Origin of the sequence: Streptomyces sp. PU-14G (genome assembly GCF_041028275.1) — a bacterium.
In the GTDB taxonomy this organism is placed as follows: domain Bacteria; phylum Actinomycetota; class Actinomycetes; order Streptomycetales; family Streptomycetaceae; genus Streptomyces.
Window position 1 is genome coordinate 1 of sequence record NZ_JASKYT010000185.1, and the last position, 14634, is coordinate 14634.

Genomic DNA, 14634 nt, shown 5'->3' on the forward strand with positions numbered 1-14634 from the left:
CGCTGGAGCCGGTCCCCGAACTGACCGACTTCGTCGTGGAAGCCGTCTCCCACGCGTTCGGGCAGCTGCCGTGGCTGCCGTGCCTGATCACCACCCTGCGCGGGAGCGGGGCCGAGCTCGCCCCGCTGCTGATCCGGGAAGCGGGCCGTACCTTCCCGGGCCGTCTCGCCGCGCTGGACTCGTGGGTGCCGCCCTGGCGGGCACAGCCCGCAGCCGAGGACGTCCGTCCCGCCCGTGGGACCGTCGGCGGCCGTCCCGCGGAGCTGCTCGCCACCCACCCGGCGACGTGTGACGCGATGGCCCGGCTGCTGGGCTGCGAAGGGGCGTGGCACACCTCCGGCCCCGGCTCCGCGGGTGTGGCGCTGGCCGCCCGGCACCCCGGGACTGCCGAGGCCCTGGAGGCGCTGCTGGCCCCTTCGTGACGCGAGGGGGCCGCGCTCCCGAGGGCAGCGGGGCCCCACGAACCGCCCCTGGCGGTGGGCGGGCCGCCACTCGCCGAGTGACGGCTCSCCCACCGCCGTATCTCCCCCTCGTTCAACACAGGGGGAACGCCCAGCCTCCCGGGTACCAGGGCTCCCGATCGCCGCGGAAGGCCGCCGAGGCCTGGGCGACCGCGCCGGGACGCGCCTCCTCGACGCGGCCCGCGGCGGCGAGGGACGCGAGCGTGGTGCCACCGAGGAACGCGGAGCCGAGTGCGGCGGCGTCCGTGCGCAGGTCGGCGGGCGCACGCGTGGGCTCGCAGCCGACTGCCTCACCGTGCGCCCGCAGCCGGTGGCGGCCGGTGTTCCACGGGCAGAACGAGTCCTCGACCTCCAGCACCAGATCGAGCGGCACGGCGTAGCGCCGCCTGCTCAGGGCCCGGTCGACATCGACCAGCCGCACCCACAGCCGGTCGACCGGGGTCGCCTGGACCGCCCGCGGGTCGGTCAGCAGGTGGGGCAGCGGCTCGTCCGCGGCGCCCTCGTACTCGAGCCAGGTACTCAGATCGAGCCCGGCGAGGAAGTGCCACAGCGCGGTGTAGGCCGGGAGCGAGAGCGCCGCCAGCTCCACCACGTGGACGACGCCGGTGTGTTCGCCGCGCCTGTCCAGTCCGGGCGTGTGCCGGTAGAGCGCGTAACCGGTGGCGCTGCCGTCCCTTTCCCGGTGCAGGGCGCACCGCAGGAGGCTGCCCTGGCCCCGCGCGTGGGGGTGGTCGGCGAGCCGGAACCGCCAGTGGGCCTCGCGTCGGTCGGGCCAGCCGACCGTCGCGAGACGCGCTCGCTCGTAGACCTCTTCGAGGGCGGGGCGCGCCTGGGCGGGCGCGGCCAGCCGGACGGTTCCGGCCGCAGGGCCTGCGCCCTGCCGGAAGTGCATGGCGCGCCGATCGCAGGTCAGCCGGTTGCCCACAGTGGCAGGGCCGTAGCCGTACCGGCCGTAGATTCCCGCCTCGGACGGGCGGAGCACGGCGACCGGTTCGCGGGTTTCCTCGTGCAGGTCCGTCAGTTGCCTGCGCATCATGGCGGTGAGGAGACCACGGCGCCGGTGTGTGGGGGCGACGCCCACCGACGCGATGCCCGCGACCGGCACCACGCCTCCGGGAACGGTCAGCGCGCGGGTGTAGACAGACGCCCCGGCCACCGGTTCGTCGCCGTCGAAGGCGGCGAGGGTCCGTCCCAGGTCTGTCGCGGCTCGCTGGAGGGCCAGTTCCTCCGGGGAACGGTCCACGCCGTAGGTGTCGGCGATCATCCGCGCCCAGGGCACGAACTCCTCGTCGGTGACAGCGCGCAGCGGGTACGGGGGATTCGTCACCCGCCTTGTGTACCGGATACCCGGCGTCCTCGCGACCTGCTTCTCGCCCACGTGACCGGGGGGCGGCCGGTCCTTCGCAGCCGGCCCGTGACCCGCCCCTCGCCCTCCTCCGGGAGGGGACTCGGTCGCCTCCCGGAGGGGTCACAGCAGGAGAGGGCCGGTCGTGAGGGGGAGGAGCGCCCCGCCGACCAGGCCGAGGAGGAGGGAGACGGCGGCAGCGGCGCAGGCGGTGGCGACGGCTCCTCGGCCTGCGGCCTGGTGGGCGGCGGCCGGCTGTTCGCGGGGCGCGGGCCGGAAGAGGGGAGCGAGCCAGCGCAGGTAGTAGAAGAGCGAGGCGACGGTGTTGGCGACGGCCAGTGCGGCCAGCCACGTGTAGCCGCCGTCGACGGCGGCTTGGAAGATCTCCAGCTTGCCGAGGAACACGCCGGTCGGCGGTGTGCCGACCAGCCCGAGCAGGCAGACGACGAGGACGGCGGCGAGAGCCGGCCGGTCCCTCGCCAGACCGCGGTAGTCCTCCAGCGTGCGGGCGTGGGGGAGCGCGGTGACGACGGCGAAGGCGCCGAGGTTGGTCGCCGTGTACGCGAGCAGGTAGAAGAGCAGCGCCTGCTGTGCCAGGTCGCTCCGCGCGGCGACGGGGAAGGCGACAAGGACGTAACCGACCTGGCCGATGGTGGAGTAGGCGAGCAGCCGTTGGACGGAGGTCTGGAAGAACGCGGCCAGGTTTCCCAGGGTCATGGAGACGGCGGCGAGGAGGGCGAAGAGCCAGGGCCAGTCGAGCTCGGTGCCCCACAGGAGATGGTGTGCGAGGCGGTAGGTGCCGATGAGCGCGCCGACCTTGGTCAGGGTGGTGACGTGGGCGGCGACGGGGGCGAGGGCACCGTCGGTGACGTCGGGCACCCAGAAGTGCGCGGGGACGGCCCCCGCCTTGAACAGCACGCCCGCCAGCACGGCCAGGGCACCGACGGCGACCAGGCCGGAGGGGGCGTGCGGGAGAGTGGCGCGCAGTTCCCCGTAGAGCGTGCTGCCACCGGCGCCGTACAGCACGGCGGTACCGGCGAGCATGACCGTGCCCAGCAGCGCTCCGAGGAGGTAGTACTTCAAGGCGGCCTCGGTGCCTGCGCCGTCCTTGGCGAACGCGGCCAGGGCGTAAGCGGGTACGCCGGCGAGCAGGAACCCCGCGAACAGCAGCAGCAGATCGTTGGCGCCTGCCAGGACGAGCGTCCCGGCACCGCTCATCAGCAGCAGGACGTAGAACTCGCTCTCGCGCGCGTGTCCGCGCACGGCCGGCCCGGCCATCGCCACGATCAGCAGCAGTCCGGACAGTACGGCCAGGCGGCCGAGGCCGGTGGCGGTGTCGACGGCGAAGGTGTCGGCGAAGACGGTCTGTTCGCGCCCTGCGGCCATGGTCCACGCGGTGGCGGCCAGGCCCGCCAGGCAGGCGCCCGCCGCGAGCACGGCAACGGCCCACTGGCGGCGGCGGGGCAGCCAGCTTCCGGCGAGCAGGCCCACCACCGCCGCGCCGAGCAGGACCGTCTCGGGCAGGAGCGCGGCGAGGTTCTCGTTCACCTGGCCACCAGCTGGGTCACGGCGCGGCTGGCCGGTTCGACGACGTCCAGCAAGAAGCGCGGGGCGACGCCGATGACGAGTGCCGCGCCCAGGAGCGGCACGGTCGCTGCCGCCTCGCTGGGCACGAGGTCGCGGACGCCGGCGGCGGGGGCGGCGGCGGGCAGCCGCGAGGGGCCGAGGAACATCCGGCGCAGCGCGCGCAGGAACAGGGCCGCGGTGATCAGGAGGCCGGTGAGCGCGACCGTCGTCGCCACCGCCTGTGAGGCGAGGCTGCCGGTGAGGATCTGGAACTCGGCGATGAAACCGGAGAACCCCGGGATGCCGAGGCTGGCGAAGGCGGCGACGCCGGTGGCGGCGGCGAACCGCGGGGCGTGCCCGGCCAGACCCGAGTAGGCGTCCATGGCGTAGGTCCCGCCGCGGTCGTGCAGGACGCCGGTGAGCAGGAACAGCGCGCCGGTGAGCAGACCGTGGCTGACCATCTGCACCACCGCGCCGGTCACCGCCAGAGAGCGGGCCTGCACGTCGGTTCCGGCGAGGATGCCCGCCGCGCCGACAGCGAGAAGGATGTACCCCATGTGCGTGACCGACGTGTAGGCGATCATGCGTTTGAAGTCGGTCTGCGCCAGCGCGACCAGCGCGCCGTAGACGACGGAGACGGCACCGACGATGACGAAGACGAGCGCGTAGCGGCGCCAGCTGCCCGGCAGCAGCGGCATGGCGATGCGGACGAAACCGTAGGCTCCCATCTTCAGCAAAACGCCCGCCAGGATGGCCGAGCCGGCGGCGGGCGCGTCCGTGTGGGCGGGCGGCAGCCAGGTATGGAAGGGCACCGTGGGCGTCTTGACGGCCAGCCCGACGCCGAGTGCCAGCAAGACCAGGCCCGCGTACAGGCCCTGTCCCGCGAGCGGACTGCCGCGGACCATCTGCATCAGGTCGAAGGTGTGCGGAGTGGCGGCGAGGGAGAGCCCGATGAAGCCGAGCAGCAGCGCGAGCGATCCGGTGAACGTGTAGAGGAAGAAGGTGAGGGCCGCGGTGCGGGCGCGCCCGCCGTGGCCCCAGCCCGCGATGACGAAGAACATGCCGACGATGGACAGGTCGAAGAAGACGAAGAACAACACCAGATCGAGGGCGACGAACAGCCCCACGCTCACCGCCTGCAGGAAGAGGAACAGGCACACGTAGGAGCGCACCCGGCGGGTCTCACGCAGCGAGTAGACGGCAGTGGCCAGGAACAGCAGGCAGGTCATGGCGACGAGCGGCAGGGACAGCCCATCGACGCCGATGTGGTAGCCCACTCCGGCCGCCGGGATCCACGGATGGTTCTGCTGGTACTGCATGCCGCCGTGCGGGTCGAAGCCCGCCCACAGGCCGACGACCAGCGCCAGATCCGCCGCGGCGGTGACGACCCACACCCAGGCGCACAGCCTGTCGGGCACCGAGCGCGGAGCCAGGGCGAGGACGGCGCAGGCGAGCAGGGGCAGGAACGTCACGAGGGTCAGCACGAACGATTACCTCACCAACAGCACGATCGAGATCAGCAGCGTGAAACCGACGACGGCCTGGGCGTAGTACTGATGCAGCAGCCCGGTCTGCGGTCTGCGCGCCCACGCGCCGAGCCGGCGGCACCCTGCGGCCACCGACCGCACGGCACCGTCGAGGCCGCGGTCGTCGGCCCGTGCGGCGCCCCGGGCCAACGCCAGGCCGCCGCGCGCGATGTGGCGTACGGCCCCGTCGACGACCCGGTCGTCGAACGCGGCCAGCGCCCGTGCCAGAGCGAGCACGGGCCGCACCAGCACCGCACGAGCGGCCCGCTCGGTATGCAGCCAGTCGGCCGCCCACCGCTGTGCGGAGGACGCGGTACGGGTGGAGCGGGCGGAGCGCGGTGTCCACCACCAGGCGGCGCCCGCCGCGATCAGGGCGACGGCGGCCGAGAGCCCCATCTCCCACGGGACGGGGGCGTGTCCCCCGCCGTCCCCGAGCACATCGCGCAGCCGGCCGGAGAGGTCGGGCAGCGCCGCGACGCCCAGGAACACGGCGGCTGCCGCGAGCACCACCACGGGCGTGGAGACCGAGCGGGCGAGGCGCCGGGTGCGGCGCCGCTCGGTGGCGTGGCCGTGCGGCAGTGGGCGGGTGACGTACCACAGGGCCTTGGCGCTGTAGCCGGCGGCGACCGCGGCAGCGGCGAGGCCGAGGGCGTACAGCCCCGCGCTCTGCGCGCGGGCGGCGGCCAGAACCTCGTCCTTGGCCACCCACAGCGCCAGCGGCGGCAGCCCCGCCAGCACCAGCGCACCGGCCACGAACCCGGCCCCCACCAGCGGGTGACGGCGGACGGCCCCGCGCAGTGCGGGCAGCTGCTCGGTGCCCAGCGAGGTCAGCCAGGCTCCGGCGGCCAGGAACAGCGAGGACTTCGCGGCGGCGTGCGCGAGGAGTTGCAGCGTGCCCCCGGCCAGGCCGCCGGCACCGGCGGCCAGCACCATGAAGCCGACCTGGGAACACGTCGACGCCGCCAGCAGTTGTTTGAGATCCCGCTGCGCCATGGCGACCACGCCCAGAGCCAGCGCGGTCACGGCCCCCGTCCAGGCGACCGCGGGGCCGGCCCATCCGGTGGCCACCAGCACAGGACGCAGGCGCAGCAGCAGGTAGGCACCCGCGGCGACCATGGTGGCCGAGTGCAGCAGCGCGGAGACCGGGCTGGGGCCGCGCATCGCCTGCGAGAGCCAGAACGAGAACGGCAGCTGCGCCGACTTGCCCAGTGCCGCGACGACGAGGCCCGCACACGCCACGTGCAGCCACCCTCCCTCCGCACCGGTCAGTGCGGACAGGCCGAGGGAGCCCACCCCGCCGGCCATGGCGGCGCCCGCGGCGAGGTAGAGGCCCAGGTCGGCGGCGCGGGTGGTCAGGAACGCGGTGCCGGCCGCCCGCACCCGCTCTGGCTGTCGCCACCAGTAGCCGATCAGCGCCCAACTGGTCGCTCCCATGACCTCCCAGGCCATGAGCAGCGGGGGGAGGGTGGTCGCGGTGACCGTGACCGTCATCGCGCCGGCGAACACCAGCATCAACCCGAAGAACCGCCCCCGGTTCTCCTGCGGCCCCAGTTCACCGGCCGAGGCCACGAGCACCGCCGCGGTGACCGCCGCGACGGCGACCACGACGACCGCCGAGAGGCCGTCGACCCGCAGCCCGGCTCGTACCCCGGCGAACAGCGGGGCGCTCGCCTCGGGCCGGCACAGTGCGGAGGCGACGGCGAGCCCGCAGGTGCCCGCCGCGGCGGCGATTCCGAGCCGCGGGGCGAGAACGTTCCAGCGGCGTCCGCTCACCAGCAGAACGGTCCCCGCTCCCAGTGGAAGAGCGATCAGCGCCCACAGCAGCGCGCTCACCCTTTCAGCTCGTGGGCCATGTCGGTCGTGTCCACCTGGCGGGCGCGGTAGAGGGCGGTGGTGACGGCGAAGCCCATGGCCATCTCCACCGCCATCGCCACCACCGCGGCCACGATGACGACCTGGCCGTCCGCGGCGGCCGGAGCCAGGAAGTGCCAGAGGTCGGCCGCGGCCACGATGACACCGCCGATCATCAGCTCGATCCCCATCATGATCATGACGATGGACTGCTGGGACAGCGCACCGAACAGGCCGACGGAGAACAGGCCGGCCGCGAGGACGAGCACCAACTCGAAGGTCACCGGCCTACCCCTCCACCGGCCGGGTCCCGGGCCGGGCGCCGGTCGAGGCCGTCACCGAGACGGTCGTAGCGGCCACGGTGCAGGGCCAGGACGGTCGCCGCGACCATGGTGGCCAGCAGCACGAACCCGAGCACGATCATCGTCAGCATCTGCTCGCCCATCAGCGCCTTCCCCACCTGGAACGTCGTGTCACGTGGCGGGGACTGCCTCCGGTGCGGCCAGGGCACCAGGAAGACGGCCGCGGTCAGCGACGCGAACACCGCGGCGCTGACAACGAGCGCGCCGCGCTTGTTGTGCAGCATCGACATCGGCATCAGACCGGCGGGATTCATCATGTAGGCGATCATGAAGACGGCCATCACGACCATCTCCATGACCATCATCAGCACGATCACCACGCCCAGGTACGGAAGCCCGAGCACGAGCACCACACCGCCGACGCACACCAGCGAACCCAGCAGCGCGAAGGTGGCCCGGGCCATCGAATCGCAGACGAACACCGCGACCCCGCAGGCGAGCGCCACCACACCCAGGCTCCACAGCAACACCGCGTCCACTCTCACCCTCCTCCACGGACCAGTACGACCAGCGCCACGGCCAGCACCTGCACGATCGTCAACGGGACCAACACCAGCCAGGCGAGCTCCACATAGCGATCGGCGCGCACCACCGGCACCCTGCGCAGTCCGTACACCAGCAGGCCCAGCACGACCAGCGTCTTGAGCAGCGACCACGCCCAGGCCGGCAGCACCGGCCCGTTGCCGCCACCGAGGAACAACGGAACCGCCATCGCGGCTCCGGCCGTCAGCCACAGCCACCGGCCCGCCTGGAGCAGCAGCCGGTCCACCCCGGAGACCTCGCCCAGTACGCCGCCGGCCAGGTCGCGTCCTGCCGGGTAGGCGAACGGGCCCAGAAAGGCGAAGGCCAGCACACCCGCGAGATGGATCAGAAAGGCGACGGGCATCCACACCACGAACCACAGACCCTGCTGGGCCGCGACGATGTCTCCGAGCCGCAGCGACTGCGCCCCGGTCGCGGCGGAGATCAGCGCGAACATCAGCGGCAGCTCGTACGCCAGCCCCTGCGCGATGAACCGGTAGCCGCCGACCAGTGAGAACACGGCGTTCGGCCCCCAGCCGGCCAGCCAGAGTCCGGCCCAGGTCAGCACCTCCATCGCGTTGAACCAGACCAGGCCCACCGACAGGTCGGCGACGGTGCGGTGCCCGAAGGGAACGACCAGCACGGACAGTACGGCGGCCACCGGGACGACGACCACGCCCAGCCGCCACAGCAGCCGGTCGGCTGCCGGCAGGGTGCGGGGCTGCGCCGTCAACAGACGCGGGACCTCCAGCAGCCGCCTCCCGACCGCGCCCAGGGAGCGGCGACGGCCCGCGTGCCGTGCGGCCACGCACGTGTCGGCGGCCACCGCAAGCAGCGCCCCCGCCAGAAGCAGAGCCGGAGCGAGCAGCACCGACCACCACTGTCCTGCCTCAACCATGGGACCCCGCCCCCGGCGAGGCGGTCGCCAGCTCGTCGGGGTCCGGGTCCAGGCTCGCCACGATCAGCCGGGCCGCCGCCAGCTCCGCCCCGCGCAGCAGTTGGGGGAGCGCGGCCACCAGCGCGGCCGAAGGCCTCCGGCCGTCCCGCACACACCCGCGCGGCCCCTCGCCGTCGGCGCCCAGAGGTGTGGCGTCCTCCAGCAGGCTCGTGGCGTGCACGGTGGCGGCGAGCCAGGCCCGGTACCGGGCGGGGACGTCCCCGCGGTCCCGGCCCGCCGCCCGGCCGAACCAGGCCGCCCCCGCGTCGTTTCCGGCCCGCTCACCGACGCGCCGTGCCTCGGCCTCGGTCAGCTCACCGATCCCGCGGGTCAGCCAGTACAGCACCCGGGACCGGCCGACCCGGCGGGCGAACCGCTCCACGGCGGACCGGACGGCGGTGGCGTCCGCGCCGGCGAGCAACTCGTCCCGCAGCCGGCGGGCCGTCGTCGCCGCGGCCTGCCACCCGGCCACCGACAGCAGCCTCGCCAGGCTGTCGAGATGTGCTGCCGCGCGGCGCCGGGCGGCAGCGCCCACCGTCACCTCCTCCCCGGCCTCCGCACGCAGCCAGGGCTCCGCCCAGAAGGGGGGCTCCGCCCAGAAGGGGGGAGAGGACGTGGCCGTCGGCGCGGGCAGCCCCTCGACGCGGGCCTGTTCGATGACATCCCCCTGCACGGTGAGGCGGAGTGTGAGCCCCGTCGGCCAGTCGGCCAGCACAGGACCCAGCGGCACGTGCAGCCGATCCAGCGTCAGGCCGTCACGGTCAGGACCCACCTCCGCCATCGGCAACTCGGCGGCGGGGCGCTCCACCTGGACGTGCGCGGCCGTCCCGTGTCGACGGGTCGCGGACGCCAGCACGGCGCGGCAGTCGTCGACGACCGCGGGGACCGCGTCCGTGTCCCGTACCCGGGCCCGGTGCCGCGGCGCGGGCATGTCCCGCCACAGCCGGTCGAACGCCGGTTCAAGAGAAGGGCAGTCAGGACCCGCGACGAGCAGCACGTCGGCGTCGGCGGGGGTGTCGGCGGTCGGCACGTCGACGCGGCGCAGGTGGCGCTCGGCTGCCAGGCGCACCGCGGTTCCGCCCGGCGTGGTCACGAGCAGCACGTGCGGCCGGGCCGCCGTCGCCCGCAGCAGGGCACCCGTCAGGTCCATCGCAGGGCGCCTTCCCGCCAGGCGTACGCCACCCCGACCAAGAGGATTCCCAAGAAGACGAACATCTCGATCACGGCGCCAGGGCCCACCGAGGAGATCACCAGCGTCCACGGGTACATGAAGACCATCTCCATGTCGAAGGCGAGGAACAGCATGGTGACCGTGTACCAGCGCACATGGAACCGGCTGACCGCGTGCTCGGCCGGCTCCAGCCCCGAGCCGAACGGAAGGGCGGCCAACGGCTGTGCCGACACCCGCAGCAGCCGGGAGGCGCCATAGAGCCCGCCCACCGCGAGCAGGACCACGGCCGACAGCGACAGCACGGCGGCGAAGCCACCGACCGGGCCGTTCAGCACCTTCCGCTCCCTTCCCCGGCGACCGTCCGGCGCGCGTGTACCCCTAGGGGGCATTGCCAATCACGCATGTCCGTGCCGGACGCATGTCCGTGCCGGACCTTTGAGGGTCGCCGCTGCCCGCCTGCTCACGCGGAAGGCGCGCCAGCGGACCGGCCCCCGCCCGGCCGTTCGGGTCGCGCCGGGCACGGCAAGCGACCGCCCGGCCCGCGGCGGCCCCGCAGAGGCACAGGCCCGTAACGAAGGCGTGTCAACGTCTTTTCGGGACGCGGCGGACGCACCCGAGGTCCGTAAAATCGCCCACGGCAGCACCGACTGCCGACGGCGAACCGCACCGGGGGGCAGCATGGCCGACTGGGAGCGCTCGATCAGGCGTGCACACCTACTGCGATCCGTACTGACGACACTGTGGGCGCTGCTGCCGCTGTTCACACTCGGCTTCGCGACGGTGCCGATGATGATCCACGCCGCGGTGCGCACCCAGCGCTGGTGGCAGGCGGTCGCGACGGCGCCCTACCTCGCGGCGACCGCGCTGGTCTTCACCTGCGACCCGGACGTGTCCGCCACCAACGACGCCGTTTTCGGAGCAGGGCTGTTCTTCACCATCGTCGTCGGAACCGGGCACGCGTTCGCGATCCGCGGTGCCGTGTGGAAACCCGACGGCACGGACCACCACACCTACCGCCCCCTGCTGGAGAGGCAGCGCGAGGCACTCGCAGCCCAACGGGACGCGCGCGCCGCACGCGAGGCCGCTCGCGCTCTCGCCGCGTCCGACCCGCGGCAGGCTCTGGAACTGCAGATCGGCCGCGCGGACCTCGGCGACCGCCCGTTCCCCGACGGCGGCCTCGTGGACGTCAACAACGTTCCGGAGGCCGCCCTGGCGGAGGCGCTGCGCGTTCCGGCATCCCGCGCCGCTCAGATCGCGCGGGCACGCGACGACGTCGGCGGCTTCTCCTCCGTCGCCGAGCTGTCCGTCACGATGGACCTGCCGCCGCGCCACCTGGACGCGGTCGCGGACCGGCTGATCTTCCTGCCGCCGAGCCCGTGAAAGGGGCTGCCGCGCCAGTGACCTCCTCCTGCCGCGGCAACGGGCGGCAGGAGGAGGCGCCCGCCGGGCGTCCAGCGGCGAGGGCACGGGCGCGGGACCGCAGCCCTTCGCCCTTCACCTCGACGACGCGGTAGCGGGCTCCCCAGGCTCGGCGGCGGGTACCGGCAGGACCTCACGGTCACCGGCGCGGGTCGCACCGACACCGGCGGCCACCACGAAGGCGACACCGACCGCAGGCCCGAGGCCGGGCACCTGCCCGAGGACCAGCAGACCGATCAGCACGGCGAAAGCCGGCTCCAGACTCATCAGCGTGCCGAAGGCGGACGCGGTCAGGCGGCGCAGCGCGAGGAACTCGAGAGCGAAGGGCAGTACCGGACTGAGCGCGGCCAGCCCCAGCATGATCAGCACCGGCTGCCAGGCGAGGCGGTCCGCCAGCGAGGGGGCTGCCACGGCGAGCCCGGTGACACCGGCCACGGGCATGGAGACCGCCAGACCGCTCAGACCGGTCACGCGGTCGCCGACACGCTGGGTGAGCAGGATGTAGGCGGCCCAGCACGCGGCGGCGGCCAGCGCGCAGGCCACTCCTGCCGCGTCGATACCACCGTGCCAGGGCTCGGTCAGCAGTACGACGCCGAGCGCGGCGGCGGCCGTCCAGCGGAGGCGTCCGCTCCCGGGGCCGAGCAGCGAGACCGCGAGGGGGCCCAGGAACTCCAGAGCGCTCGCGGTGCCCAGCGGCAGGCGGTCGATGGCGAGCATGAAGAAGAGCATCATCCCCGCTGTCACACCACCCAGCACGGCGCAGGCAGCGAGATCCCGGCCGGTGAAAGCCCGGCGGCGCGGCCGTATCAGCACGAGCAGGAGCACGCCCGCCCACGCCAGCCGCAGTCCGGCGGCACCCGGCGCTCCGAGCCGGTCGAACAGCGGCACCGTCAGAGCGGAACCGAGCTGGACGGTGGACATCGAGGCGATGCCCATGAGCGCCCCGGCCTGGGCCCCACCCAGGCGTGACGAGGCAGAACGGAGACGGGACCAGGACGGATGCGGACTCATGGCCCCCAGTAGAAGACCTTGGAATCCCTCATGTCCACGTGGGGTCGCATCCGCTCACCACCGTGCCGCAGACGCGTCGAGCGGGTGGGAGGGTGCTCCTCCCACCCGCTCGGGGTGTTCGCATGCGCTGCGTGTGGGTGCGCGGGTGTGCGTGTGTGTGGGGTGTCGGCTGGGTTGCCTTCTGCTCAGTAGGCGGAGTCGACGTTGTCCATGGAGCCGTAGCGGTCGGCTGCGTAGTTGCAGGCGGCGACGATGTTGGCCACGGGGTCGGTGAGCTTGTCGGGGGTGCCCTTGACGTGGTACTGGTCGAAGGTGGGCTGGATCACCTGGAGCAGGCCCCTGGAGGGGGTGCCCTTCTGGGCGTTGACGTCCCAGTTGTTGACCGCGTTGGGGTCGCCGGCGGACTCGCGGATGATGTTGCGCTTGATGCCCGCGTAGGAGCCGGGGATGTCGTGCTTGTCCATGATGGCCTTGGCCTCGCGGATCCAGCCGTCCAGGTTGTCCGGGTAGGACGTGCCGCCCTCGCCCTCGTCCTTCTTCTCGCCGGCCTTGTCGGCCTCGTCGGCCTTCTTGTCGTCCTTGGCCGTCTTCTTGTCGTCCTTGTCGGCGGCCTGGGCGGCGGCGTGGGCGGCGGGCTTGGTCTCGGGCCCGGTGGCGGCGTGGGCGGTGCCGCCCAGCGCGGTGGTGGCGATACCGGCGGCACCCAGGACGGTCAGGCCGGTGGTCAGCTTGGTGGTGCGCAGAGCAGTACGCATGCGAGCGGATGCCTTTCGAGGGGGGACACATCCGGCCGCGCCTCCGGGCGGTGTGCCCGGCTCTCGTCGCGACCTGGGCCCCACCCTGCGGACCGGCTCCCCACCCCGACAMCCTGCGGACCGGCCCCCCACCCCGACAACAATGTGACCTACTATCCCGCTTCGTCCCCTTCGCCCGGGCCGGCCAGCCGCTCCACCCCCACCCCTCGATCCCGGCAAAACGGACATCCGAAAGAGCTTCGTATGTGATCTGGCCCCTATGGGTGCCCTCACACGCGGCCCCCGCCGCCCTCACCCGCAGCCTGCAGACCCCTCACGCACCGTCGGCGGGACGCGGCGGTCCGGCTCCTGGGTCGTCACCCGCTGTGAAGCCGAGCCATGCGGGTACTCGGGGCCGCGCTCAGGAAGCCGGAGAGTCGAGGAGTCGATGACTGAGACAGCGACGTCGGCGTCGCAGCCGACGGCATCACAGGGGAAGGCCGCGCCGCCGTCGGAGGGGGCACGGCAGGACGGGGAGACGAAGACGACCGTGTGGGTCGCGCTCGGCGCCAACCTGCTGATCGCCGTCGCCAAGCTCGCGGGCGGGCTCGTCGCAGGGTCGCCCGCCCTGCTGTCGGAGGCCGCCCACTCGGTGGCGGACAGCCTCAATGAGGTCTTCCTTCTCGCCTCCCTGAAGCGGAGCCGCAAACCCGCCGACACGGCGCATCCGTTCGGTTACGGGAAGGAGCGGTTCTTCTGGTCCCTCATCGCGGCCGTCGGCATCTTCGTCACGGGTGGCTGCTTCTCCTTCTTCCAGGGTTTCGAGGCGTTCACCTCCAGCAGTCAGGAGACGCTGACGGGTTACGTCGTGGGCCTTGTCGTGCTCTTCGTCGCCCTGCTCGCCGAGGGGACTTCCCTGGTCAGGGCGTTGCTGCAACTGCGTGGTCAGGCGCGCGAGGCGTGCCGGACGATGCGGGCGGAGGTGCGGCACAGTGAGGACCCGGCCCTGCGGACGGTTCTGGCCGAGGACAGTGCCGCCTGCCTGGGCGTGGTGCTGGCCATGGCCGGGATGGCGCTGCACATGGTGACGGGGCAGGGCTGGTACGAGGGCGTGGCGTCCCTGTCGATCGGCGGCCTGCTGGTCTACGTCGCTTTCGTCCTCGGACGCGGGGCCAAGGACCAGCTCATCGGCATGGCGGCCGACCCGGTGCTGCGCCGGGAGATTCTCGACTTCCTCGACGCGCAGCCGGAGATCGACGCGGTCACCGAGGTGCTGACGATGCGGATGAGCCCCGACTCGGTGCTGCTGGCGGCCCGTGTCGATCTGGCGCCGGGTGTGGAGAGCGAACACGTGGAGGACGCGCTCGTCCGGGTCAAGGGGGGCTTGGCCGAGCAGTGTCCGGACGTCGACCACGTCTTCTTGGACGGCCGCAGGGCGCGGCGAGAGCGCGAGGTGATCGAACGCGCCGCGGAGGCGGAGGCCGCCGACGGCCGGACGGACTGAGCCGCCGGGCGCCGGCGCGCCTCCTGGCGTGTCAGTCCGGGGGCAGGACGCCCGAGCGGGCGAGCCGGCCGTACCGGGCGCGGCGAGAGCGCGAGGTGATCGAACGCGCCGCGGAGGCGGAGGCCCCCGACGGCCGGACGGACTGAGCCGCCGGGCGCCGGCGCGCCTCCTGGCGGGTCAGTCCGGGGGCAGGACGCCCGAGCGGGCGAGCCGGCCGTACCAGGC

At 73.3% G+C, this 14634-nt stretch carries 13 protein-coding genes and 2 pseudogenes; 3 read left to right on the plus strand and 12 right to left on the minus strand.

The annotated features are described in order from the left end of the window. A pseudogene (locus tag AB8Z75_RS20925) lies at window positions 1–422 on the plus strand (hypothetical protein); the annotation flags it as partial. A 112-nt stretch (window positions 423–534) separates the two neighbouring features. On the opposite strand, the gene AB8Z75_RS20930 reads toward AB8Z75_RS20925, so the two are convergent. The 9 genes from AB8Z75_RS20930 to AB8Z75_RS20970 form a co-directional block, all read right to left on the minus strand. Continuing rightward, window positions 535–1788: a GNAT family N-acetyltransferase gene (locus tag AB8Z75_RS20930; protein ID WP_369204215.1), complete on the minus strand. Its 1254-nt coding sequence runs from the start codon at window positions 1786–1788 to the stop codon at window positions 535–537. Between the two features lie 141 nt (window positions 1789–1929). Beyond that, window positions 1930–3354: an NADH-quinone oxidoreductase subunit N gene (locus AB8Z75_RS20935; RefSeq protein ID WP_369204217.1), complete on the minus strand. Its 1425-nt coding sequence runs from the start codon at window positions 3352–3354 to the stop codon at window positions 1930–1932. Beyond that, the gene (locus AB8Z75_RS20940) at window positions 3351–4856 is read right to left on the minus strand and encodes a NuoM family protein (RefSeq protein ID WP_369204219.1); all 1506 of its coding nucleotides are present in this window, start codon (window positions 4854–4856) and stop codon (window positions 3351–3353) included. Before AB8Z75_RS20940 ends, AB8Z75_RS20935 begins: the two co-directional genes overlap by 4 nt. Window positions 4857–4862: 6 nt before the next feature. Continuing rightward, window positions 4863–6731 (minus strand): proton-conducting transporter membrane subunit, encoded by a 1869-nt coding sequence (locus AB8Z75_RS20945; protein ID WP_369204221.1) that lies wholly within the window; start codon window positions 6729–6731, stop codon window positions 4863–4865. Further along, a complete protein-coding gene (locus AB8Z75_RS20950) occupies window positions 6728–7033 on the minus strand; it encodes an NADH-quinone oxidoreductase subunit NuoK (RefSeq protein WP_369204223.1) in 306 nt (101 codons plus the stop codon). Before AB8Z75_RS20950 ends, AB8Z75_RS20945 begins: the two co-directional genes overlap by 4 nt. Then, entirely contained in the window at window positions 7030–7590 is a 561-nt protein-coding gene (locus AB8Z75_RS20955) for an NADH-quinone oxidoreductase subunit J (RefSeq protein ID WP_369204225.1), read from the minus strand. Before AB8Z75_RS20955 ends, AB8Z75_RS20950 begins: the two co-directional genes overlap by 4 nt. A 2-nt stretch (window positions 7591–7592) precedes the next feature. Continuing rightward, window positions 7593–8531 carry a complex I subunit 1 family protein gene (locus tag AB8Z75_RS20960; RefSeq protein ID WP_369204227.1) on the minus strand — a complete coding sequence of 313 codons (939 nt, stop codon included), beginning with the start codon at window positions 8529–8531 and terminating at the stop codon, window positions 7593–7595. After that, entirely contained in the window at window positions 8524–9720 is a 1197-nt protein-coding gene (locus AB8Z75_RS20965; protein ID WP_369204229.1) for a hypothetical protein, read from the minus strand. Before AB8Z75_RS20965 ends, AB8Z75_RS20960 begins: the two co-directional genes overlap by 8 nt. Next, window positions 9711–10076 (minus strand): NADH-quinone oxidoreductase subunit A, encoded by a 366-nt coding sequence (locus tag AB8Z75_RS20970; RefSeq protein ID WP_369204231.1) that lies wholly within the window; start codon window positions 10074–10076, stop codon window positions 9711–9713. Before AB8Z75_RS20970 ends, AB8Z75_RS20965 begins: the two co-directional genes overlap by 10 nt. 343 nt (window positions 10077–10419) lie before the next feature. On the opposite strand from AB8Z75_RS20970, the gene AB8Z75_RS20975 reads away from it, so the two are divergent. Further along, window positions 10420–11121: a hypothetical protein gene (locus AB8Z75_RS20975; RefSeq protein ID WP_369204233.1), complete on the plus strand. Its 702-nt coding sequence runs from the start codon at window positions 10420–10422 to the stop codon at window positions 11119–11121. Window positions 11122–11235: 114 nt separating this feature from the next. Here AB8Z75_RS20975 and AB8Z75_RS20980 read toward each other — a convergent pair whose 3' ends face one another. Next, window positions 11236–12171: a DMT family transporter gene (locus AB8Z75_RS20980; protein WP_369204235.1), complete on the minus strand. Its 936-nt coding sequence runs from the start codon at window positions 12169–12171 to the stop codon at window positions 11236–11238. A gap of 185 nt (window positions 12172–12356) precedes the next feature. Further along, window positions 12357–12926 (minus strand): transglycosylase SLT domain-containing protein, encoded by a 570-nt coding sequence (locus AB8Z75_RS20985; RefSeq protein WP_369204237.1) that lies wholly within the window; start codon window positions 12924–12926, stop codon window positions 12357–12359. Between the two features lie 427 nt (window positions 12927–13353). On the opposite strand from AB8Z75_RS20985, the gene AB8Z75_RS20990 reads away from it, so the two are divergent. After that, the gene (locus AB8Z75_RS20990) at window positions 13354–14409 is read left to right on the plus strand and encodes a cation diffusion facilitator family transporter (protein WP_369204239.1); all 1056 of its coding nucleotides are present in this window, start codon (window positions 13354–13356) and stop codon (window positions 14407–14409) included. Window positions 14410–14440: 31 nt separating this feature from the next. On the opposite strand, the pseudogene AB8Z75_RS20995 reads toward AB8Z75_RS20990, so the two are convergent. Further along, a pseudogene (locus AB8Z75_RS20995) lies at window positions 14441–14634 on the minus strand (hypothetical protein); the annotation flags it as partial.